We start from the raw sequence: 22,348 nt of genomic DNA, 5'->3' as shown, positions 1-22,348 counted from the left end.
GCGGGCCTTCGCCACGTCGGCCGGAGTGCCCGCCGCGACCACCCGCCCGCCCGCGTCGCCGCCGCCCGGCCCGAGGTCGATGACCCAGTCGGCGGTGGCGATCGTGTCGAGGTCGTGCTCGACGAGGACGACCGTGTTGCCGGCGTCGACGAGCCGGTGCAGCTGTCGCAGGAGCAGTGCGATGTCCGAGGGGTGCAGCCCCGCCGTCGGCTCGTCGAGCAGATAGAGCGCGTGCCCGCGGCGGGCCCGCTGCAACTCGGTGGCCAGTTTGATGCGTTGCGCCTCACCACCGCTGAGTTCCGTCGCGGGCTGCCCCAGCCGCACATACCCCAGTCCCACCTCGCGCAACGTCTCCAGACTGCGGGAGGCGGCCGGGACGGCGGACAGGAACGTGGCGGCGGCGTCCACGGACAGCCCCAGCACCTGCGCGATGTTCTTGCCGCGATAGGTGACTTCCAGCGTCTCGGCGTTGTACCGGGCGCCCTGGCAGGTCGGGCACGGCGCGTAGGTGCCGGGCAGGAACAGCAGTTCCACCGCGACGAATCCTTCGCCCTGGCAGGTCCCGCACCGCCCTTCGGGCACGTTGAAGGAGAACCGCCCGGCCGCGTAGCCGCGCGCCCTGGCCTCGTCCGTCCCCGCGTACAGTTTGCGCACCGCGTCGAACATCCCCGTGTACGTGGCCAGGTTGGACCGGGGAGTTCGGCCGATGGGCCGTTGGTCGACCCGGACCAGCCGGTCGAACGACTCGACCCCCGACGCGTCCTGGACGTCGACGTCCAGCCGCGCCTCGTCGGGCTCCTCGGGTACGAGTCCGAGGTGGCCGCGGACGACCTCGGCGAGCACCTGCGTCACCAGCGTCGACTTTCCGGAACCGGACACGCCCGTCACCGCCGTCAGTACGCGGAGCGGTACGTCGACGGACACGTCGCGCAGATTGTGGCGGGAGACGCCGCTCAGGTGCAGCCAGCCGTGCGGTGTGCGCGGGCGGTGTTCGAGCGGCCGGGCACGCCCGAACAGGTACTGGCTCGTGGCCGACTCCCCGACCTGCTCAAGACCGGCGACCGGGCCGCTGTACAGCACGCGTCCGCCGCCCTCGCCCGCGCCGGGGCCGATGTCGACCACCCAGTCCGCCCGCCGTACGACGTCCATGTCGTGCTCGACGACGAACAGCGTGTTGCCCGCCGCTTTGAGGCGGTCCAGCACGTCCAGCAGCGGTTCCGCGTCGGCCGGGTGCAGGCCCGCGGACGGTTCGTCGAGGACGTAGACGACGCCGAACAGCCCCGAGCGCAGCTGGGTGGCGATCCTCAGGCGCTGCGCCTCGCCGGGTGACAGGGTCGTGGAGCCGCGCCCGAGGCTGAGATACCCGAGGCCCAGTTCGAGCAGTACGCCGACCCGCTCGACCAGGTCGCCGCAGACGCGGACCGCGACCTCGGTCGTCTCCCCGGATCGGGCGGTCGACGTGGTGGCGTCGGCCTCGGACCGCCCCGCGACGGGCCGCAGCAGCGCCACGACCTCGGTGAGCGGCATCGCGTTGATCTCGGCGATGGAACGTCCGGCGAAGGTCACGGCGAGCGCCTCGGGCCGCAGTCCGCTGCCGTGACACTCGGGGCAGGGCATACTCCTGACGAACCGGAGGGCCCGTTCGCGCATCTTGTCGCTCTTGGAGTCGGCGAGGACGTGCATGACGTGCTTGCGCGCGCTCCAGAACGTGCCCTGGTAGCCGTGGTCGACGCGGTCCTCCTCCGGCTCGATGTACACGGAGGGCTGCTCGTCCGTGTACAGCAGCCAGTCCCGGTCCTTCTTCCTGAGCCTTCGCCACGGTCGGTCGATGTCGATCCCCAGGCCGTTCACGACACTGCGCAGGTTGGCGCCCTGCCAGGCGCCCGGCCAGGCGGCGATCGCCCCCTCGCGGATGCTCAGCGAGGGGTCCGGGACGAGCAGGTCCTCGGCGACGTCGTGCACGACGCCCAGCCCGTGGCACTCCGGGCAGGCGCCGGCCGCGGTGTTGGGTGAGAACGACTCGGCCTCCAGCCGTGCGGCCCGGGGCGGGTAGGTGCCGGCCCGGGAGTACAGCATGCGCAGCAGATTGGACAGTGTGGTGAGGGTGCCGACCGTCGAGCGTGAGCTGGGCGACCCGCGTCGCTGCTGCAGGGCCACGGCCGGTGGCAGTCCGGTGATTTCCCGCACGTGCGGTGCGCCGACCTGTTGCAACAGCCTTCGGGCGTACGGCGCCACGGACTCGAAGTAGCGTCGCTGGGCCTCCGCGTAGAGCGTGCCGAACGCGAGCGAGGACTTGCCCGAACCGGAGACGCCGGTAAAGGCGACCATCGCGTCCCGCGGAACGTCGAGATCGATGTTCCGCAGGTTGTTCTCACTCGCGCCCCTGACATGCACGAAGGGGTCGGTCGCGTCCTTGTCCACCCCTCCTGACTACCTCATCACCCTGGAGACCGCGCGACAGGCGCCGCCACCGGGCCTGGCTCACACCAGCTTCCGGAGTGGGCGTCCGCAGGTGTTCGGGCAGTTGCGAGACGCCTCCGGTCCGCCTTGCGGTTGCGGAATCCTTGCATTTTTCTGATCATTTCTTGCGCTCTCGATGTACGGTTCGCGTATGAAGAAAAAGCTGAGCGATGTCGCGGAGTTCGCAGGCGTCAGCGAGGGGACGGTCCGCAGGGCGCTGAACGGCAGTCCGGCGGTGGCCCCCGCGACGCGGGAGCGCGTGCTGAGGGCACTGGACGTGATGGGTCTGCCGCGGCCCGCCGCCACCGAGGTCGAGCGGAGCCCCCTGGTGGGCGTGGTGGTGCCGGATCTGCGCAATCCGGTCTTCCCCGCCTTCGCGGAGGCGATCGCCGGCCGCCTCAACAAGAGGGGGCTCATTCCCGTGCTGTGCACTCGCACATCGGATGGGGTTTCCGAGGCGAACTACATCAAGATGCTGCTGAAACAGAACATCGGCGGAATCGTCTTCATCGGGTCCAGCTACGCCGACGCCGGACCGGAGCAGGGCAAGGCACTGAAAGATCGCAAGGTGCCGATGGTGCTGGTGAACCCTGCCGACGAGAACGAGGGGTCGGTGCGGATCAGTGCGGATGACGCAGATGCCGTCGTCCAGTCCCTCACCCATCTGACCTGGGTGGGGCATCAGCGCGTGGGGCTGCTCATCGGCCCCGCGGGCCACGTGCCGTCCGCCCGCAAGCTCGCGGCCTTCGCGGCCTTCTGGAAGGCCCGCGCGGTCCCCTCGCAGGACTGGATGCCGCTGGTCGGGCACGCTCTGTTCTCACTGGAAGGGGGCGCCGCGGCCGCGGTGAGGCTCGTACGGGACGGGGCGACCGCGATCGTTTGCGGAAGTGACGAACTGGCGCTGGGGGCGATTCGTGGAGTCCGCCGCCTGGGCCTGGACGTACCCCGTGATGTCTCGGTGACGGGGTTCGACGACTCGGTGTTCATGGTGGCCGTCGACCCGCCGCTGACCACGTGTCAGCAGCCCGTGACGCGGATGGCGGACGCGGCCGTGGAGGCGCTCGCGCAACAGATGCAAGGACAGCAGATCGCTCCGGGCGTGACCCTTTTCCAGACCCAGCTGCTCCTTCGCGGCTCCACGGGCAGGCCACCCGCCGGAGCGAAGCAGTAGAAGTTTTGCGCACAGTCATTGACTTCTTACATGGCAGGCTTCTACGTTCTGCGTGTCCGCTGGAGCTGTGGGCGACGGGGCCCACGGACGCGGGTGTATCGCAGGAAGGCTGACCTCTCATGGCTGGAATCCAGAGCCGCCGCCGACTCATCGCCACAGGCATCGCCTGTGCCCTCTCCGCGGGTCTCGTCGCATGCAGTGGCGAGACCACGGGAGTCGGCAAGGACGGCGTCGTCACCATCACGGTGAACGGCATGCCGCCCAAGACACAGCCTGTGGACCACAAGTACTTCGTGGAGGACGTCAAGGCTTTCGAGAAGGCGCACCCCAAGATCAGGATCGACGCCCGCGAGGGCCAGATGGACCCCAAGACCTTCTCCGCGAAACTGGCCGGTGGCCAGCTGGAGGACGTCTACTACGTGTACTTCACCGACCCTTCGGGGCTGATACAGCGCGGCCAGGGCGCCGACATCAGCAAGTACGTGAAGGACATGCCGTACTACGACCAGATCAAGAAGGACTACCTGAAGGTGTTCACCGGCCCCGACGGCGGCCTGTACGGGCTGCCGAACGGCCAGTACTCCCTCGGCCTGGTGTACAACCGCGCCCTGTTCAAGAAGGCCGGCCTCGACCCGGACAAGCCGCCGACCACGTGGGACGAGGTCCGGGCGGCCGCGAAGAAGATCTCGGCGCTGGGCGACGGGACCGTCGGCTACGCCGACTACAGCAAGAACAACCAGGGCGGCTGGCACTACACCGCCTGGGTCTACTCCATGGGCGGCGACATCGCCGTCAAGGAGCAGGGCCGCTGGAAGGCCGCGTTCAACAGCGACGCCGGCCGCAAGGCGCTCCGGATGCTGCACGACATGCGCTGGACCGACAACACCATGGGCACGCGTCAGCTCCTGCAGATCGAGGACGTGCAGAAGATGATGGGCGCCGGCAAGCTCGGTATGTACATGGCCGGGCCGGACAACATCCCCACCATCGTCAAGCAGTTCGAGCGCGAGTACGAGGACTACGGCGTCGCCGGCATGCCGAACGACAACGCCACCCTGGGCGGCGGCAGCGGCTTCATGTTCAATCCGAAGGCGTCGCCGGAGAAGATCAAGGCCGGCATCGAGTGGCTCCAGTGGAAGTACCTCAACCCCGACCGCACCGAGTTCGAGGACAAGCGCGCCTCCGGCAACGACGTCCCGATCGGCCTCCCGCTGGACAGGCTCCTCACCGGTGGCGCCGCGGCCAAGCAGGACGCCGCGCACCGCACGTACGCCAACGTCCCGCAGGGCAACTACAAGCCCTTCGTCGAGCGCAACGCCCAGCTGGAGCAGAAGGTCGAGCCGCCGAACGCCCAGCAGATCTACACCGTCCTGGACGGGCTGATGCAGGCGGTACTGACCAAGAAGGACTCGGACATCGACCAACTGCTCGCGGATGCCGCCAAGAAGGTCGACGGCATCCTCGCGACGGTCAAGTGACATGGCGGCTCCGACCCTGACCAGGGCACCCAAGCGCACGGCCGAGCCGCAGAAGCACTCGGTGGACCACCCCAGCAGGCTCCGGCGCCGCATCCGCGAGAACCTCACCGCCTACGCGTTCCTCGGCGCGGGGCTGATCTGCTTCGCCCTGTTCTCCTGGTACCCGATCGTGCGGGGCATCCTGCTGGGATTCCAGCAGGTCACCTTCGCCCGGCCGTCGACCTGGGTGGGCTGGGACAACTACCAGCGCCTCTTCGACGACCCGCTGTTCGCCACCGCGTGGAAGAACACCGGCTACTTCACGCTCCTCGCCCTCGTCTTCGGCTTCGTCGCCCCGTTCGCCACCGCGGTCGTCCTCAACGAGTTCCGGCACGCCCGGTCCTACCTGCGGATGACCGTCTACCTCCCGGTGATGCTGCCACCGATCGTGACCATGCTGCTGTGGCGCTGGTTCTACGACCCGGGCCCCGGCCTGTTCAACAACGTCCTGGAGATGCTCCACCTGCCGGCCCAGCAGTGGCTGGAGTCGGAGAACCTCGCCATGGTCTCCCTGGTCCTGGTCTCCACCTGGGCGAACATGGGCACCACCACCCTGATCTACCTCGCCGCCCTCGGCTCCGTACCGGGCGAACTGTACGAGGCGGCCGAACTCGACGGCGCCTCCATCCGGCGGCGGCTGTGGCACGTGACCATCCCGCAGACGCGGTTCATCCTCATGATCACCCTGCTGTTGCAGATCATCGGCACCATGCAGGTGTTCGTCGAGCCCTACGTGCTCACCGGCGGCGGCCCCAACGACGCCACGGTCACCGTCCTCCTGCTGCTGTACCGGTACGCGTTCGTCTACAACGACTTCGGCATGGCCAGCGCGATGAGCACCGTGCTCTTCATCGTCCTGGGCCTGTTCGCCGCCGTCTACCTGCGGCTGACCCGCAGCAAGGGCTGAAAGGAACCACCATGTCCGCCCCTGCGGAACGCACCCTCGTCGCCCCCACCGAGATGAACCGCCGTGCGGGCCGGCTCCTCTACCGGTTCGTCCTCGTCCTGACCGTCGTCGGCTTCACCCTCGCGTTCGTCTTCCCGCTGTACTGGATGGCCGGCGGGGCCCTCAAGTCCTCCGCGGAACTCGCCGACCCGAACCCGACGCTGCTGCCGCGGAGCTGGCACCCGGAGTCCTACAGCGAGGCGTGGACCAACGTCGGCCTGGGCCGGTACTTCCTCAACACCCTGCTCCTCGCTGTCGGCGCCTGGCTCACCCAGGTCGTCGTCGACGTCGCCGCCGCCTACGCCCTGTCCCGGCTGCGGCCGGTACTGGGCAACGTCGTCCTGGGCATGATGCTGGCCACGCTCATGCTGCCGGTCTCGGCGCTCCTGGTCCCGACCTACCTCACGGTCACGGACGTTCCCCTCATCCACGCCAACCTGATCAACACCCCCTGGGCGATCTGGCTGCCGGCCTGCGCCAACGCCTTCAACATCTTCATCCTGAAGAGGTTCTTCGACCAGATCCCGGGCGAGCTGCTGGAATCCGCCCGCCTGGACGGCGCCGGCCCCGTACGGATCCTGTGGTCGCTCATCCTGCCGCTGTCCCGGCCGGTCCTGGCCGTCGTGTCGATCTTCGCGGTCGTCGGGGTCTGGAAGGACTTCCTGTGGCCCCTGCTGGTCCTGCCCGACCCCGCACGCCAGCCCATCACCGTGGCCCTCAACCGTCTCGCCGAGTTCATGCCCGCCAACCAGCTCCTCGCCGGCATGGTCATGGCCTCCGTCCCCCTGCTGGTCATCTTCCTGATCTTCCAGCGGCACATCATCGCCGGTCTGACCGCGGGCAGCCTGAAGGGCTGAACCGGCCCGCCCGGCCCGGCGAGAAGCACATCCCCTCCGACCGACCGGCGCCCCCCCCGCACGAATCCCGCGCACCGGTCGCCCGACCGCCGACCGGCCTCCGCCTGCCTGGCGGCGCCTACCGCCGGCCCCCGCCGGTACACCCCCAAGGGCTGAGCCGCCCCTGCCCCGAAAGGACACAACGCTGTGTCGATCCACCACACCAACCCGCGCCCCAGAAACTCCGCCGTGACAGCGGCCCTCCTCCTCGCGCTCACCGGCGCCGCCTCCTACGGCATCGCCGCCCCCCTCCCGGCGCACGCCGCCACCGCCCTCCTCCAGGCCGAGACCGCGACCCTCACGGGCGGTGCCCGGGTCGAGACGGAGCACTCGGGATACACCGGCACCGGTTACGTCGGCGGCTACACCGACGCCAACCGGGGCGCCACCGCGGCCTACACCGTGCAGTCCACGCATACGGGCAACGGGTCGGTGAGGATCCGCTACGCCAACGGCAACGGCGCGGCCAAGACGCTGACCCTGGTCCGCGGCACCGCCTCCCAGCAGGTCACCCTGCCCGCGACGAACGGCTGGACGACCTGGGCGACCGTCAACGTGCCGGTCGCCTTCACCCAGGGCGCCAACCCCCTCGCCCTGAAGTTCGGCGCCGCCGACAGCGGCAACGTCAACGTCGACAGCCTCACGGCCGTCACGCCCGACACCACGACGCAGCCGGGCTCCGCCGAGGCCGAGGGCGCCGTCCTCGCGGGCGGCGCCGTCGTCGAGAACGAGCACGCCGGCTACACCGGCACCGGGTACGTCGGCGGACTGACCGACGCCAACAGGGGCCGCGCGTCCCTCACCACCACCGTGCAGTCGGCCTACGCCGGTGCCGGAACCGTCACCGTCCGCTACGCCAACGGCAACGGCGCGGCCAAGACGCTGACCCTCACGGCCGGCGGAACCGCCTCGGGGGTCAATCTCCCGGCCACGAGCGGCTGGACGAGCTGGGCGACCGTCGACGTGCCCGTCACCTTCACCCAGGGCGCCAACACCCTCACGCTGGCCTTCACCAACAACGACAGCGGCAACGTCAACATCGACAGCGTCAAGGCGAACACCCCCACCACACCCACCGACCCCGGCCCCCCGGCCCCCGGCGGCGTGGGCGCCACCCTGCCCTTCACCACCTACGAGGCCGAGTCCGGCACGTTCAAGGGCTCGTCCATCGGCCCCGACCGCACCTACCTCACCGTCGCCTCGGAAGCCTCCGGCCGCAAGGCCGTCAAGCTGACCCAGGCCGGCGACTACGTCGAGGTCAAGCTCACCAAGCCCGCCAACGCCATCAACCTGCGCTACTCCCTGCCCGACAGCGGTGACGGCAGGGGCATCGACGCCACGCTGAGCGCCTACGCGGACGGCGCGGCCCTGCCCGACCTCCAGCTGACCTCCCGTTACGCCTGGGTCTACGGCGCGTACCCGTACACGAACAACCCGGGCGAGGGCCAGGCCCACCGCTTCTTCGACGAGAGCCGCGCCTCGTTCGGCCGCACCCTGCCGGCGGGCACCGTCCTGCGGTTGCAGAAGGACACCGGAGACACCGCCGCCTCCTACACGATCGACCTGGTCGAGGCGGAGGAGACCGGCGCGGTCGGCACACTGCCCAGCGGTTACGTCTCCGCCGGCACCCTGGGGGTCACGCCCAACGACAACCAGGACGACACCGCCGCCCTGAACACCGCCCTGAACACGGCCAAGAGCCAGGGCAGGGGCCTGTTCCTCCCCGCCGGCACCTACAACATCTCCGACCACGTCAACCTCAGCGGCGTGAAGCTGCGCGGCGCGGGTGTCTGGTACACCGTCCTGCGCGGCACGGGCCTCAAGGGCGGACTGTTCGGCCGAGGCGGCACCAGCACCGTCGAGAACCTGATGATCGACGGGCAGAACAACGTCCGCGACGACGCGGCCGGCCAGGCCGCCGTCGAGGGCGACTTCGGCACCGGATCGGTGATCAAGAACGTCTGGATCCAGCACACCAAGGTCGGCCTGTGGATCTCCGCGCCGACCGACGGCCTGACGGCCGGCGACCTGCGCATCCGCAACACCTTCGCCGACGGGGTCAACCTGCACGGCGCGGTGAGGAACACCGTCATCTCCAACAGCAGCCTCCGCGGTACCGGAGACGACGCCCTGGCCATGTGGTCGGACGGAGCGGCTGTCACCAACAGCGCCTTCCGCAACAACACCGTCCAGCTCCCCACCCTGGCCAACGGCGCCGCCGTCTACGGCGGCAGCGGCAACAGCGTCGAGAACAACCTCATCTCCGACACCGTCGTGGCCGCCGCGGGCATCACCGTCTCCACACGCTTCGGCGACCCCTTCAGCGGCACCACCACCGTCTCCGGCAACCTCCTGCGCCGCACCGGCAGCATGGAGGTCAACTGGAACAGCAAGCTCGGCGCCCTGTGGGTCTACGCCGACCGCTACGACATCACCCAGCCCGTCGTCCTGACGAACAACACGGTCGAGGACTCCACCTACAGCGGCCTCCTCATCAGCTGGCAGCGGGTGGTCTCCGACCTGCGCGTGAACGGCCTGACCATCAACCAGACCGGTCTCCACGGCATCGAGGGCAACGCCGCGGGCAGCGGGAGCTTCTCCAACACCAAGGTCACCTCCACCGCCGGCGCGCCCCTGAACATGACCGGCGGATTCGCCATCCAGCGCGGAACCGGAAACTCCGGCTGGTAGCCACGGCCGACCGCGGGCCCGGTCGCCCCTGACCGCCCGGGCCCGCGGCCGACCGGACACGCAGACCCGCGGGCCCGGCCCGACCCCACTGCCGGGCCCGCGCGCCCGTTCCACCACACTCACGAAGGCAGGTCCCATGACCCCGCGCACCACCGACTGGTGGCGTCACGCAGCCATTTACCAGGTCTACCCACGCAGCTTCGCGGACGGCAACGGCGACGGTATCGGCGACCTGACCGGCGTACGGAACCGCCTGGACTACCTCAAAGAGCTCGGCATCGAAGCCATCTGGTTCTCGCCCTGGTACCTGACCCCCATGGCCGACGCCGGCTACGACGTCACCGACTTCCGGCAGATCGACCCCCGCTTCGGCACCCTCGCCGACGCCGACGCCCTCATCGGCGAGGCACACGAGCGCGGCATCCGCATCATCGTCGACGTCATCCCCAACCACGTCTCCCACGAGCACGAGTGGTTCCTCAAGGCCCTCGCCGCCACCCACGGCTCACCCGAGCGCGACCTTTTCTGGTTCCGCGACGGCCGCGGCGAGAACGGCGAGCTGCCCCCCAACGAGTGGCAGTCCATCTTCGGCGGCCCCGCCTGGACCCGGTTGCCCGACGGCCAGTGGTACCTCCACCTCTTCGCTCCCGAGCAGCCCGACCTCAACTGGCGCAACCCTCTCGTCCACAGCGAGTACGAGGACATCCTGCGCTTCTGGTTCGACCGCGGAGTCGACGGCATCCGCGTCGACTCCGCCGCCATGTGCGGCAAGGACCCCGAGCTGCCCGACTTCGACCACTCCGGCCTGCCCGACCCCCACCCCTACGTCGACCTCGACATCAACCACGACATCTACCGGGGCTGGCGGGCCGTCGCCGACTCCTACCCCGACCCCCGGGCCCTGATCGGCGAGGTCTGGCTGGCCGACCCCGCGCGCTTCGCGCGCTACCTCCGCGCCGACGAGCTGCACGCCGCCTTCAACTTCGACTTCCTCGGCTGCGCTTGGGACGCCTCCGCCCTGCGCACCGTCATCGACCAAACGCTCAGCGTCCACGCGACGGTCGCGGCCCCCAGTACCTGGGTCCTGTCCAACCACGACGTCACCCGCCACGTCACGCGCTACGGCCGCCCCGACACCAGCACAGCCGCCGGCATCCGCCAGTACAACCCGATCGTCGACGAGGATCTCGGCCGGCGCCGTGCCCGCGCCGCAGCCCTGCTCACGCTCTCCCTGCCCGGCGCGGTCTACATCTACCAGGGCGAGGAACTCGGACTCCCCGAGGTCGAGGACATTCCCGCCGACCGCCGCGACGACCCCATCTACCACCGCACCGGTGGAAAGGACCCCGGCCGCGACGGCTGCCGCGTCCCGCTGCCCTGGTCCGGCACCAAAGCCCCCTACGGCTTCGGCCCCGACGACGCCGCCCGCCCGTGGCTGCCCCAGCCCGCCGCCTGGGCCGGGCTCAGCGTCGCGGCACAGGAGCCCGACCCCGCATCCATGCTCAACCTCTACCGCGCCGCGCTCGCCCTGCGAGCAGAGCGCCAAGACCTCGGCGACGGCCCCATCCAGTGGCTGCCCGCCCCCGAGGGCGTCCTCGCCTACCGCCGCGGCACGGACTTCACCTGCCTCGTCAACCTGTCCGGCACACCGGTCGCGCTGCCCGGCGACCACGCCGTACTGCTGGCCTCCCACCCCCTGGACGGCAATCAGCTGCCCAACGACACCAGCGTCTGGCTCCGTACCGTCTGACACCCGGCCCGCGCGGAGACACCACACCTCACCCGCGCGGGCACCCACTCCCGCTGCCGCTCCTTGGGCGCGGCTCTCAGGCGGGTGTCACGCGCGCTTCGACCGCGGCAGGCAGGGAGCGAGCGAGTTCGTCCCCCAGGCCTTCGAACACACGGCGCATGAAGGGGTCGGCGAGCTTGGCCAGACCGTTGAACGTGACGGTGGCCTCGTAGACCACGAGGGTTGCCGCGCCGTGGTCCTTGAAGGTGAGGTCGTCGGTGGAGGTCGCTGTGTCGTTGCTGCCCACGAACGTCAGCCGGTCCGAGTCCATCCGGGTGAGCCGGTACGTCAAGGAGGTGCGCCTGCCGCGTAGCTCGGAGACGTTGTGCCAGAGAGACCCCACTTGCAGCGGACCGTGATCCTGGCGCGTGCACTCACGCGTGCCCGGGTCCCATTCCAGGGCGTTGGAGAAGTCGGCGAGGTAGGCGACCACGGGGCCGAGCGGCCTGTTGACGGTCATCGAGCGGACAACGTGAACCATGGTGGGCACCTGTCTGTAGGGGGACCGGCTCTCGCGGCGGTCGTCGCAAGCCAACGGATACCCGCTCAATGCCCCCGCATCACCGGTAGGGCGCGCTTCCTCGTCCACCAGGTCGAAAGACACGAGAGCGGGATCGCCCCCGGAGACCGCTCGGTCGCGCGTGCCCTTCAGCCGACCGGAGTGCGGTGGCGCGTGGAGGGATCCATCGGTGCGAGAGGGCGGTGAGAAGCCCTTTTCGCGCTCAGCACCAAGAGGTAGGTGGCGAAGCAATAGACGAACGCGATCCCGGAGGTGACCAAACTGATGCCGGTGGAGCCGGAGTTGGGTACGGTGACCGCGGCGATGGCCGCTGCGGCGTCGGTCCGGCGGACCAGGCGAAGCCGCTTGCCGGCGTACACGTGCAGGGGCTCGTCGTTGTCGTGGTGCGGTCCGTCCCGCTGCATGTCCGCCACCACTCCCACCGCGGTGAGGACCGTGGCCATCGCGGCCACCAGTGCGATATTGGCGAACAGCAGGAGCAGCGCCAACGCGGACAGGGCCATGCACAGGAGCGCGGTCCTCTGCACTCCCTTGAACTCCCGGTCCGGCAGTCTGTACCCCAGATCGACCTCGATGCGGGCCACGCTCTCGTCTTCGCCGTCCCCCGACGCGCGGTCGACATCGAACTGCTGCAGTGTGGAGGATGTCCGCTCGTTGCCCACCCGTACGAGCCCAACATCCTCCGCTGCCCGGACGTCCGCAGGTTCGAGGCCGTCAGGGGTGACGAACTCCAGGCGGTTGCGCACCGCCACGGGCACCGTCACGGTCAGCGAGACGACGACGCGGCCCCAGCCGTCGCGTCGCGTGGTGGATTCCCGCTGATCTCCGTAGGTCACCTCTGACGTCCACCCCGGGTGGACGTCCAGCAGGGCCACCACCGGCGTGTAGTGCATCAGGTCGTCGAAGCGCTCCCGCAGGAAATCCTCTACGTCGTCCGCCTGCTGGGTGCGGCTCACCAGGGCGGCCAATCCGTCGGTTCCGCTGTCCCAGCCCAGGGCGTCGAGCCGCCGGGACAGCTCTGCGCGTGTCGAGCCGCCGCCGGGCGGTTCGCCCGTGTTCAGGAGTCGGCCGAGGCCCTGGGCCAGGACGCGGACCATTTCCCCGGCTCCGAGCACGATCACTCCCCGGCCCCCGCGATCGCTCAGCCGCAAGGCGTCGAGGCGGTCGCCGGAACTCCGCGGCAGAAGGTCCACGAGGATCACGCTCCGGCCGGAACGGTCCTCCGTGGCAAGTCGGGTGGTGACCTGGTGAAGCGCCGCGGTGCTGGACTTCAGCTCCACGCGATGGGTGCGGCTGGTGATGATCCTGGACGGCTGGGCCAGATCCTCGAGCAGGCGCAGATCCCCTCCCAGAACGGGCATTCCGCGTGGGTCGATCACCGCCGCGGCACTCGGTACGACCTGCGCCGTCAGCGGCACGACCGGCGCCGGCCGCTCCGTGTAGTAGACGACGAGGTCCCGGGCGAGCGAGACGAGACGGGTGGTGGCCGGATCGGAGGGCGTTCCGGAGCGGGCGACGAGACCGTCGAGCGCGACGACCGTGGCGTGCTCGACCTGGCTCGGTGCGTTCAGGATCGCCGCCACGCTCTCGATGATGCCGGCCAGCGACTGGTCACCGGGCCGGGGCGAGACCGCCGCCACTTCGGCCGCGGCCCTGCCGGCGGCCTCGGCGCACCCCGCGACGAGGGCGTCGTGCGCGAACGCCGCGAGCCGGGCTGTCGCCAACTCCGGCCGGAAGGCCGCCAGATGCCGTACTTCGTACACGTACCAGGTCAACCGGTCGGTCCGCAGCGGATGCAACGGCTGGGTGTAGTAGGTGGCCGCTATCCGGTGAGCGTGACGATAGGCCGTCGGCCGTCGGCTCCGCATGCGCTCGTTCAGGGCGGTTCGCAGTGCGGAACGGATGCCGTACTGCGGCTCGCTTCCCGGCCCGGCGGGCGGAACGCGATCGGCGACCACGAACGGCGAGGCGGTTACTTGTTCCGCCGTCAGGCCGAGCCCGAGGTTGGCCGCGGTGTAGGCCGCGATGTCCGCGCTGAACCACTGATGCACCGCAAGAGCTTCGAGCACCAGTGCCTCGTCCGCGGGCAGGCGGTCGAAGCGGGCCAACACTTGCTGGACCACGGATTCCTGCGTCATGGCATCAGCCGTCCCTGCTGTCCTGATCGTCGGCGATCGCCCTGATCGGACGGTCCTGCGTACGGGCCGTGCCGCCATTGGCCGGCTCCGTATGGTCGGCGAAGAATTCATGAAGCAGTCCCGGCACGCCGCCGTTCGCCTCCTGGATCGCCGCCGCCTTCTCCGTCAGGCTGGTGAACCCGAGCGTTTCGATCCACTCCCGCACTGCCCGCACATCGAAGGGTGGAAGCACCAAGGTGCGGACAAGAGCCGTGTCGGGGTGGGACAACCGCGGCACCTGCCGGCCCGCCACGAACACGCTGACCTCACGCCTCGACAGGAGGTTCGGCAAAAGGCTCCGCGCGAGCCAGTCCCGCATGGGCCGGGCACACGCCTCGAAGCTGTCGAGGCAGATCACCGGCCTGCGGGCTTCGGCGACCAGGTTGTCCAGCAGAGCGTCGCTCAGTGAGGCGGTTCGCAGGCCGCGATCCTCACCCTGGGCGATGAGTTGGAACGTCGCGTGCCGCATCCGTACGTTGGTCATGTCCACCTGCGGCGACGAGGACCGCTCGGCGAACCGGTCCCGTGTGGTCCGGTAAGCCGGCACCGCGACCTCCTGGCGCCGGGCCTGCATCGCCAGTGACTCAAGTACGTCGTGCTCCGCCGCTGTTCGCGACAGGTCGACGAAGTACACGCCGTTCGCGGAGTGCCGCTCGTAGATCTCCAGCAGCAGGGACGACTTGCCGATCTCCTGCGGGCCCTCGAAGAAGAGGGCCTGCCGTTCCTCGTCCCCTTCGCCTTCCCGCGCCGTGAGGCGTGCCGCACTCTCCAGTTGCTCGGCACGGTCGATGTGCCGGTGCTGCGTTCCCGTCTCGGGCACCCCGCCCTCCCCGCCCCGTTGTGTGGTGCTGCCCGCCGAGGACTACCGGCCGTTCTGACCTGCTGTCGGGCCGGGTGGGTCGGGCGGCTCGGGCGGCTTCACGGCTTCGGGCGGAGTGCTGCCGTCGTCCGGCAGGATCTCCAGGAGGCTGTGCTTGAACCGCGTCCTCTTGAACGACGTCCGCGCGTTCTTCACGATACGGAATCGCGAGTTCGTGGACTTGAAGTCGTCCGTCTGGATCGTCTGCTCCTCCAGCGGCTTGGCCTCCTCGGTCCCTTCCAGACTGGCCCGCACGCCCGCGCCCTGGAAGTCGGCCTTCTTCAGCGAACCACGCCGCAGACCGAGGACCAGTACCGCCAGGAGGGCAAGCAGGACACCTCCTATGACCAACAGTTGAGTGGGACTGAGATCCACCATGGGTACGTTCCTCCCCCGTTGCCGTCTTTCTGACGGACCGTGAGAACGATGCCACAGAGGGGAAACCGTCGACCGGGAGTTGCGGAAACTTCCCATGCCCGGTTCATGTGACGAGGAGCTTCCGTTCCCGTCCCGCGCCGGTGCGCCTCACCGCGGCTTCGGAGGAGGCGGGGGAGGCGGAGGGCCCGCGGCACGGGGAGGCTTCACCGTGGGCTTCTCCTTGTGGGGCCCACACGTTGGACGCTGAGTGCCCGGTGTGAGGACTCACCGCCGGGAACCTGCCGGCGCGGCGCGGAGTACGAGCAGGGTGATCTCGCTCGGGGCGAAGACGCGGAAAGGCGGGCCCCAGAAGCCGGTGCCCCGGCTGGTGTACAGGAGGGTGCGCGGGCCGTGGTGGCTCAGGCCGGCCAGGGCCGGCTGGTCGAGGCGGACCAGGTGGTGGAAGGGCCAGATCTGGCCTCCGTGGGTGTGGCCGGAGAGCTGGAGATCCACGCCGCGCGCCGCGGCGCGGTCGACGAACGCGGGCTGGTGGGCGAGGAGGAGGACGGGGAGGTCCGGGTCGGCGTCCTGGAGGGCTCCGGCCAGGTGGGCGCGGTGGCCCGGCAGTCCTGAGGACTCGGCGGTGACGTCGTCGACGCCGGCGACCACGAGGGTGTCACCGCCGCGTTCGAGCAGCACATGGCGGTTGCGCAGCGGCTCCCAGCCCAGTTCGTCCATCAGGTCGACCCAGCCCTGGGCCTCGCTGTAGTACTCGTGGTTGCCGGTGACGTAGACACGGGCCCCGGTCGCCCGCACGGTGCCCAGCGGGGCGGCCTGGGTGCGACGCCGTTCGGCCGTACCGCCGCGATGTCGCCGGTGTGGCACACCAGGTCGGCCTCCAGGGTGTTCACCGTCTCGCAGACCCGCTCCGACCAGCGGGCGCGGTCGAGCGGACCGTAGTGCGTGTCGGTGATCAGGACGACCCGGGTGCCGTCCAGTCTGGCTCCCAGCCGGGGGAGTGGTACGTCGAGCCGGCGCACGCGTGGCACGCGCCGGGCCTCCGCGTACCCCCAGACGAGCAGCACGGCGGTCACGCCGAGGACGGCCCAGGTGACGAGGCGCGCCCGGTCCTGTCCGTCACCGGCACCGGCCACGGTCAGGGCGAGCCGCAGCAGGACGCCGAGCAGGACGGACCAGGTGAACAGGACCCAGACGGCGCCCAGCAGCGTGTCCCCGACGATCGCCGCCCGGTCCTGCTGGCGCCGGCCGTGACCGCGTGCCATGGCGAGCGGCATCCCGGTCAGGCCGAGGGCGAACAGCACGGTGCCGGTCAGGGTGACGGGGAGCGGCCAGTGCTGACCGGCGTACAGGAGAACCCAGCACGGTACGGCCCAGAGCAGGACCGGGGCGACCAGGGGCAGGTAGCGCATCAGGAGCCGCTGTCCGCCCCGGGGAGCCTCCCGCGGCTCACCGGTGGCGGATCGGGTGTCGCCGGTCTCGGTCACGCTTCCCCTTCTCTGTTCCGGCTTCGGCTGCCGGAGTTCTGTGCGGAGCCCCTCGTCCGCCGTCGCGGAAAGGGCCCGTGGTCACGCGTCGTGGATGGTGGTGACGTCGGCGAGACCGGAGATGGTCAGTACGGGTTTCAGGAGCGGGGTGGCGATGAGCTCGATCCGGTCGGCGTGGGGGAACAGCACGCTGAGGCCCGCGCTGTCGAGGTACTCGACGCCGGTCAGGTCGAGGACGAGGAGGCCGCTCGTACCGTCGAGGGCGGAGGCGAGGACTTCGGTGTTGCTCAGGTCGATCTCGCCGACCGCGGTCAACAGCGCTGTGCCGTCGGGCCGTCGGCCGGAGGTGAGGGTGAGAGGCGTGGTCATCAGGCGATCCTCGTGTGCATGTCGACGGTGGTGCCGGTCGGGCCGGACGTGATGGTGACGTCGTGCATCAGGGCATGCATGAGGCCCATGCCTCGACCGCGGTGCGCGTTGAGCTCGGGCTGGGGGGTCTTCCAGCGGCCCGTGTCGGTGATGGTCAGGTGCAGGTTGTCGACAAACGCCTCCGCACGGAAGTGCACGGGGGCGCCGGGGGCGTCGCGATGACCGTGCTCGATGGCGTTGGCGCACGCCTCGCCGGCCGCCACCAGAACGTTCTGCACGGTGTGGGGCGGAAGATCGCACTGGTCGAGCCAGCCGCGCAGGGTCTTGCGTACGGGGGCGAGCTGGGCGGACTCGGCGGGGAACGACATCTCCAGCGGGGCCGGGTGGCGGTACAGCAACAGGGCGACGTCGTCGTCGTAGCCGTCGGCCGGGGCGAGCGTGGCCATCACGTCGGTGGCCAGGTCGTCGATGGCGGTGTTCCTACCGTCCCGGAGGGCCTTCCCCGCCTGGTCGATGCCCGTGGTGAGCGGGCGTCGGCGGCGTTCGACGAGCCCGTCGGTGTACAGCAGGAGGGTCGAGCGCGCCCGGATGGTGCAACTGGCCTCGGGGCGGGGTGTGCCGGGGCGGACGGCGAGCGGCAGGGAACGGCCCTCCTCCAACAGGCGGGTGGTCCCGTCGGGTTGGACGAGAATGCCGGGCGGGTGTCCCGCGCTGGAGTAGGTCAGCTGCCCGCTCTCGGGATGGAGGACCCCGCAGAAGACGGTGGTGCAGACCGCGCCCGGGACCCCGGCGGCGAACCGGTCCAGGGCCATCAGCGCCTGGGCGGGGCGGGCGTCCTGCAACAGCAGGGCGCGACACGCGCTGCGCAACTGCCCCATGACGGTGGCGGCTTGCAGGCCGCGGCCGACGCAGTCGCCGACGACGATGCCGATACGCCCGTCCGGAAGCGGGACGGTGTCGTACCAGTCGCCGCCGACCTCCAGGGGCCGGGTGGCGGGCTCGTAGCGGACGGCGAAACCGTCGGGCAGGTGGGAGGGGCCCAGGATGGCACGCTGGAGGGCGATGGCGGTCTCACGCTGCTGGTCGATCTGGTGGGCCCGCGCCAGGCCCTGCGCGAGATGCCCCGCCAGCAGCGACAGCAGCAGCTGGTCCTCCCCGCTGAAGGGCCGTTGTTCCCCGAGGTCGATCCAGAGGACGAGCGGTCCGTCGGGATGCTCCAGGAGGACGCCCGCTCCGGACGGGTCGGTCACCGGGGCGAGCACCGGGTGCCGGCGCAGCCCCGAGAGCGCCTGACGCCTGCCCGGCGGCAGGTGCTCCCAGGTGAGGCCCTGGTCGGTGGCGGTCATGGTGGGCTCGTCGCCGCGGTCGAAGACCGCGGCCATGACCCCCTGGGCACCCCACCGCGTCTTCAGCTCGTCCAGCGCGCCGCCCAGCGCCTCGGACAGGCTGGTGGCCCGGGACAGGCACGTCCCCAGGGCGGCCAGGGCGCTCTCACGCTGGATCGCGTAGTGCTCGGCCGTGACGTCGCGGAAGGTGCCGACGATCACGGTACGGCCGGTGTCGGGATCCTGGACCTGGTTGAAGGTGGCGCTGACCCAGATCCGGTGCCCCTCACGATGGGTGAGGGGGACGGTGTAGCTGCCCTTCGGGTTGCCGACCAGCAGGTCGAAGGCGTTCCGTACCTTCTCGTGGGCCTCGGGATCGCTGTCGGAGTTCGGCCACCACGGCTGCAGGGGCGCGTAGGGCAGCCCCTCGGGGCCGTAACCGAGGATGTCGGTGAACGCCGCGTTGATCTCGATGACGGCGCCCTCCTCGTCGCAGACGAAGAAGGCCTCCTGGAGCGACTCGATCAGCGCGGTGCGCCAGCGGGCGTGATGGCCGCGCAGGCGCGCCAGCCGGATGGCCGCCCGGGCCCGGGCGAGGAGTTCGGCGGCGGCGAACGGCTTGACCAGGTAGTCGTCGGCGCCGGCCTGCAAACCCTCGATGGACGCCTCCTGCCCGGCCCGGGCGGACAGCAGCAGGACCGGTACGGAGGCGGTACGCGAGTCGCCCCGCAGCGCCTCCACCAGCGCGAGTCCGTCCAGGCGGGGCATCATGACGTCGCTGACCACCAGGTCGGGGGTCTCGGCGCGGATGGCCTCCAGGGCCTGCCGGCCGTCGATCGCCGTGCTGACGGTGTAGCCGGCACCGCGCAGCAGGCGGGTGAGGTACTCGCGCATGTCCGCGTTGTCGTCGGCGACCAGTACCTTGGCCGGGCCCCCCGGGCCGGATTCCGGTTCGGTCGCGGGCGCGGGGACCGACGCCGCCTCGTCGCCGGGAAGCCACCTCAGGGCCTCCTGTACGAACGGGTCGGAGGCGACGGGGACCGTGTCCGCGCCGCTGTCCCGCAGGAGGGCGTCGGCGGGCAGGTGCGCCGATCCGAACGGCAGGCGGATGGTGAAGCGGGTGCCCCGGCCCTCGGTGGACGCGGCGGTGATCGTACCGCCGTGCAGACCCACCAGCTCCTTGACCAGCGCCAGGCCGATACCGCTGCCCTCGTTCGAGCGGGAGCGGGCCTTCTCGATACGGTGGAAGCGCTCGAACAGCCTGGCCATCTCCCCGGCCGCGACACCGATCCCGGTGTCCACGACGACCACCTCCGCCGCGGTGTCCGCGGCGCGCACGCTGACCCGGATCGAGCCGTCGAAGGTGAACTTCAGCGCGTTGCTGAGCAGGTTCAGGACCACCTTCTCCCACATGCTCCGGTCTATGTAGACCGGCTCCGGCAACGGCGCGCAGTCGACCTGGAAGTCCAGGCCCGCCCGGTCGATGGCGGAACGGAAGACGCTGGTCAACTCGCCGGTGACCGCGGCGAGATCAACCGGTTCGTAGCTCGCCTGCATCCGTCCCGCCTCCAGGCGGGAGAAGTCCAGCAGCGTGTTGACCAGCTTGCTCAGGCGCAGCCCGTTGCGATGGATCAGCTCCAGTTCCTCACGCACCTCCGGGTCCGCCTCGGAGAGCCGGTTCCGCAGTTCCTGCACCGGGCCCGTGATCAGGGTGAGGGGGGTGCGGAACTCGTGGCTGATGTTGGAGAAGAACGTCGTCTTCGCCCGGTCCAGCTCCGCCAGTTCCTCCGCCCTGCGCTGCTGCGCCTGGTAACTGCGGGCGCTGGCCACCCCGGTGGCGACGTGGCCGGCGACCAGGTCCACGAAGCCGCGGTAGTCGTCGTCCCAGGCCCGGTAGCGGTTCAGGCCCGCCACCATGAACCCGTACGGCGTGCCGCCCTGTTGCAGCAGCGGCACCACCACGGCCTGGACGGGCGGCTCCTGCCACGCCCCGGTCGGCAGGTCCGGGAACGCGTCGCTGTCGAGCGGCACCACCACGGACTGCCCGCCCGTGGCGGAACCCGCCGGCCAGACGCCGTCCCCGGCGGAGAGGAGGAGTTCGGGGGCGGCGGGATGGCCCGGCGCGATGCCGGTGGCCGCCGTCAGGCGGCCCGCGCCGTCGTCGTCGAAGAGGTAGGTCAGTGTGAAAGGCAGGTCGTGCCGGTTCCGCTCCAGCTGCCGGCTGGTGAAGTCGAGCATCTCCTGCTCGGTGCGCACCACGCTCGGATCGGAGCCGAGATCACGCAGCGTGCCCATGCGGCGCTCGCCGATGACCCGGTCGGTCTCCTCGATGACCACACACAGCATGCCGACGACCTGCCCCGCGTCGTCGCGCAGCGGACTGTAGGAGAACGTGTGATAGCTCTCCTCCGTGTAGCCGGAGCGCTCCAGGAACAGCAGCAGCGCCTCGTCCCAGGTCGCCTGGCCGGTGTTCAGTACGGTGTGGATGCGGGGGCCGATGTCGTCCCAGATCTCCTCCCACACCTCACTGGCCGGACGCCCCAGCGCCCAGGGGTACTTGCGGCCCAGGGTGTCGCGGCGGTACGCGGCGTTGCAGAAGAACGTCAGATCCTCGCCCCACGCCATCCACATGGAAAAGCGCGACGACAGCAGGATGCTCACCGCGGTCTGGAGGCTCTGCGGCCAGCCGGCCGGATCCCCGAGCGGTACGGACGCCCAGTCCACGCGGGCCAGATCGCGGCCGATCTCCTCATCGGCCGTGAACACGGCGGCGCCTGCCGCGGACGGCACGTCGAGCCCCGCGTCCTCGGAACCTGTCACTGCTCCACCCTTCCGTTCACGTCGGTCCCCTCCCAGCCGGCCGCTTCCGGCGTGCCGGTGCGCACACGCCACGGACCGCATGCCACGGACCGCGCGCCCTGGACCGCGCGCCACGGACCGCGCTCCACAGGCCGCGTGCCGCAGGACTGCTTCGAGCCACCCCGGGGTAACTCATGGGACGCGTTCCGTAGAATAGGCCAGCCGCCCTCGGGCCGGCGGTCCGGTTGCCGGCAGCGGGGGAGACACTATGACGGCGACCCAGGACGCCTTCCATCCGGACGCGGGGCGGTCCTCGCCGGACGAGCAGGCGCGCCTCGCCGCCGTACGCCGCTACCGGATCCTCGACAGCGCGCCCGACCGCGCCTTCGGCAGGATCGCCTCCCTGGCGGCGCGCATCTTCGACGCACCCATGGCCACGGTGACGATCGTGGACAGCGACCGGGTGTGGTTCAAGGCCACCCACGGCCTCAAGGACATGAGCGAGACCAGTTGCGCCCCGGGCCTGTGCGCCTCCGCCATCCTGCACAGCGGGCCGTACGTCATCAGCGACACCCGGACCGACCCCCGGGCCACCGTCCACCCTCTCGTACGGAGCCGTCCGGCCGTCCGCTTCTACGCCGCCGCGGCGATCACCACCCCCGACGGCCACCGGCTCGGCACGGTCAACGTCCTGGACACCAGGCCCCGGCACCCCACCCCCGGCCAGCTCGAAGCGCTGGAGGACCTCGCCGCGCTCGTCATGGACGAACTCGAAGTGCGCCTGTCCACGCTGCGTACCGTTGCCGCCGAACGCGAGCGGCGCACCGACGCCGAACGGCTGGCGCGCACCCTTCAGCGCACCCTCCTGCCCCCCGCCCTGCCCCTGGTGCCCGGCCTGGACGCGGGCGCCGCCTACCACCCCGCCTCCGTCGACGAGGTCGGCGGCGACTTCTACGACCTGTTCCCC

14 protein-coding genes and 1 pseudogene are annotated in these 22,348 nt (G+C 70.4%); 7 read left to right on the top strand and 8 right to left on the bottom strand.

The window, feature by feature from the left end; translation table 11 throughout:
* Nucleotides 1-2,421 (bottom strand): excinuclease ABC subunit UvrA (uvrA, locus tag GT042_RS04085; protein WP_161307319.1); only part of this gene is annotated, 2,421 nt, incomplete at its 3' end.
* A gap of 190 nt (nucleotides 2,422-2,611) precedes the next feature.
* On the opposite strand from uvrA, the gene GT042_RS04080 reads away from it, so the two are divergent.
* The 6 genes from GT042_RS04080 (at nucleotide 2,612) to GT042_RS04055 (ending at nucleotide 11,431) form a co-directional block, all read left to right on the top strand.
* Nucleotides 2,612-3,631: a LacI family DNA-binding transcriptional regulator gene (locus GT042_RS04080; RefSeq protein ID WP_161307318.1), complete on the top strand. Its 1,020-nt coding sequence runs from the start codon at nucleotides 2,612-2,614 to the stop codon at nucleotides 3,629-3,631.
* A gap of 119 nt (nucleotides 3,632-3,750) precedes the next feature.
* Nucleotides 3,751-5,109, top strand: coding sequence for an extracellular solute-binding protein (locus tag GT042_RS04075; RefSeq protein WP_202532323.1), 1,359 nt, complete (start codon nucleotides 3,751-3,753; stop codon nucleotides 5,107-5,109).
* A 1-nt stretch (nucleotide 5,110) separates the two neighbouring features.
* Nucleotides 5,111-6,055 carry a sugar ABC transporter permease gene (locus tag GT042_RS04070; protein WP_202532322.1) on the top strand — a complete coding sequence of 315 codons (945 nt, stop codon included), beginning with the start codon at nucleotides 5,111-5,113 and terminating at the stop codon, nucleotides 6,053-6,055.
* A gap of 11 nt (nucleotides 6,056-6,066) precedes the next feature.
* Nucleotides 6,067-6,951, top strand: coding sequence for a carbohydrate ABC transporter permease (locus tag GT042_RS04065; protein ID WP_161307317.1), 885 nt, complete (start codon nucleotides 6,067-6,069; stop codon nucleotides 6,949-6,951).
* 186 nt (nucleotides 6,952-7,137) lie between these two features.
* Nucleotides 7,138-9,681, top strand: coding sequence for a carbohydrate-binding protein (locus tag GT042_RS40050; protein ID WP_161307316.1), 2,544 nt, complete (start codon nucleotides 7,138-7,140; stop codon nucleotides 9,679-9,681).
* Nucleotides 9,682-9,817: 136 nt separating this feature from the next.
* Nucleotides 9,818-11,431: a glycoside hydrolase family 13 protein gene (locus GT042_RS04055; protein ID WP_161307315.1), complete on the top strand. Its 1,614-nt coding sequence runs from the start codon at nucleotides 9,818-9,820 to the stop codon at nucleotides 11,429-11,431.
* A gap of 76 nt (nucleotides 11,432-11,507) precedes the next feature.
* Here GT042_RS04055 and GT042_RS04050 read toward each other — a convergent pair whose 3' ends face one another.
* The 7 genes and pseudogenes from GT042_RS04050 to GT042_RS04020 all read right to left on the bottom strand — a co-directional run bounded on the left by GT042_RS04050 (nucleotide 11,508) and on the right by GT042_RS04020 (nucleotide 21,402).
* Nucleotides 11,508-11,951 (bottom strand): SRPBCC family protein, encoded by a 444-nt coding sequence (locus GT042_RS04050; protein WP_161307314.1) that lies wholly within the window; start codon nucleotides 11,949-11,951, stop codon nucleotides 11,508-11,510.
* A gap of 167 nt (nucleotides 11,952-12,118) precedes the next feature.
* Nucleotides 12,119-14,128, bottom strand: a complete 2,010-nt coding sequence (locus tag GT042_RS04045) for a hypothetical protein (RefSeq protein WP_161307313.1) — start codon at nucleotides 14,126-14,128, stop codon at nucleotides 12,119-12,121.
* Between the two features lie 4 nt (nucleotides 14,129-14,132).
* Nucleotides 14,133-14,987 carry a hypothetical protein gene (locus tag GT042_RS04040; protein WP_161307312.1) on the bottom strand — a complete coding sequence of 285 codons (855 nt, stop codon included), beginning with the start codon at nucleotides 14,985-14,987 and terminating at the stop codon, nucleotides 14,133-14,135.
* 42 nt (nucleotides 14,988-15,029) lie between these two features.
* Complete coding sequence (locus GT042_RS04035; RefSeq protein WP_161307311.1) at nucleotides 15,030-15,404, bottom strand: hypothetical protein; 375 nt, start codon at nucleotides 15,402-15,404, stop codon at nucleotides 15,030-15,032.
* Nucleotides 15,405-15,668: 264 nt separating this feature from the next.
* Nucleotides 15,669-16,888: pseudogene (locus GT042_RS04030) on the bottom strand (metallophosphoesterase).
* 81 nt (nucleotides 16,889-16,969) lie between these two features.
* Nucleotides 16,970-17,257 carry an STAS domain-containing protein gene (locus tag GT042_RS04025; RefSeq protein ID WP_161307310.1) on the bottom strand — a complete coding sequence of 96 codons (288 nt, stop codon included), beginning with the start codon at nucleotides 17,255-17,257 and terminating at the stop codon, nucleotides 16,970-16,972.
* A complete protein-coding gene (locus GT042_RS04020) occupies nucleotides 17,257-21,402 on the bottom strand; it encodes a SpoIIE family protein phosphatase (protein ID WP_161307309.1) in 4,146 nt (1,381 codons plus the stop codon). The genes GT042_RS04025 and GT042_RS04020 overlap by 1 nt, the downstream gene beginning before the upstream one ends.
* Nucleotides 21,403-21,649: 247 nt before the next feature.
* Between GT042_RS04020 and GT042_RS04015 the strand changes: the two genes are divergently transcribed.
* Nucleotides 21,650-22,348: GAF domain-containing protein (locus GT042_RS04015; protein WP_161307308.1), on the top strand; the 699-nt coding region annotated here is incomplete at its 3' end.

The sequence above is a fragment of the Streptomyces sp. SID3212 genome, assembly GCF_009865405.1.
Classification (GTDB): Bacteria; Actinomycetota; Actinomycetes; order Streptomycetales; family Streptomycetaceae; genus Streptomyces.
This window is presented reverse-complemented; position numbering and strand designations above follow the sequence as displayed.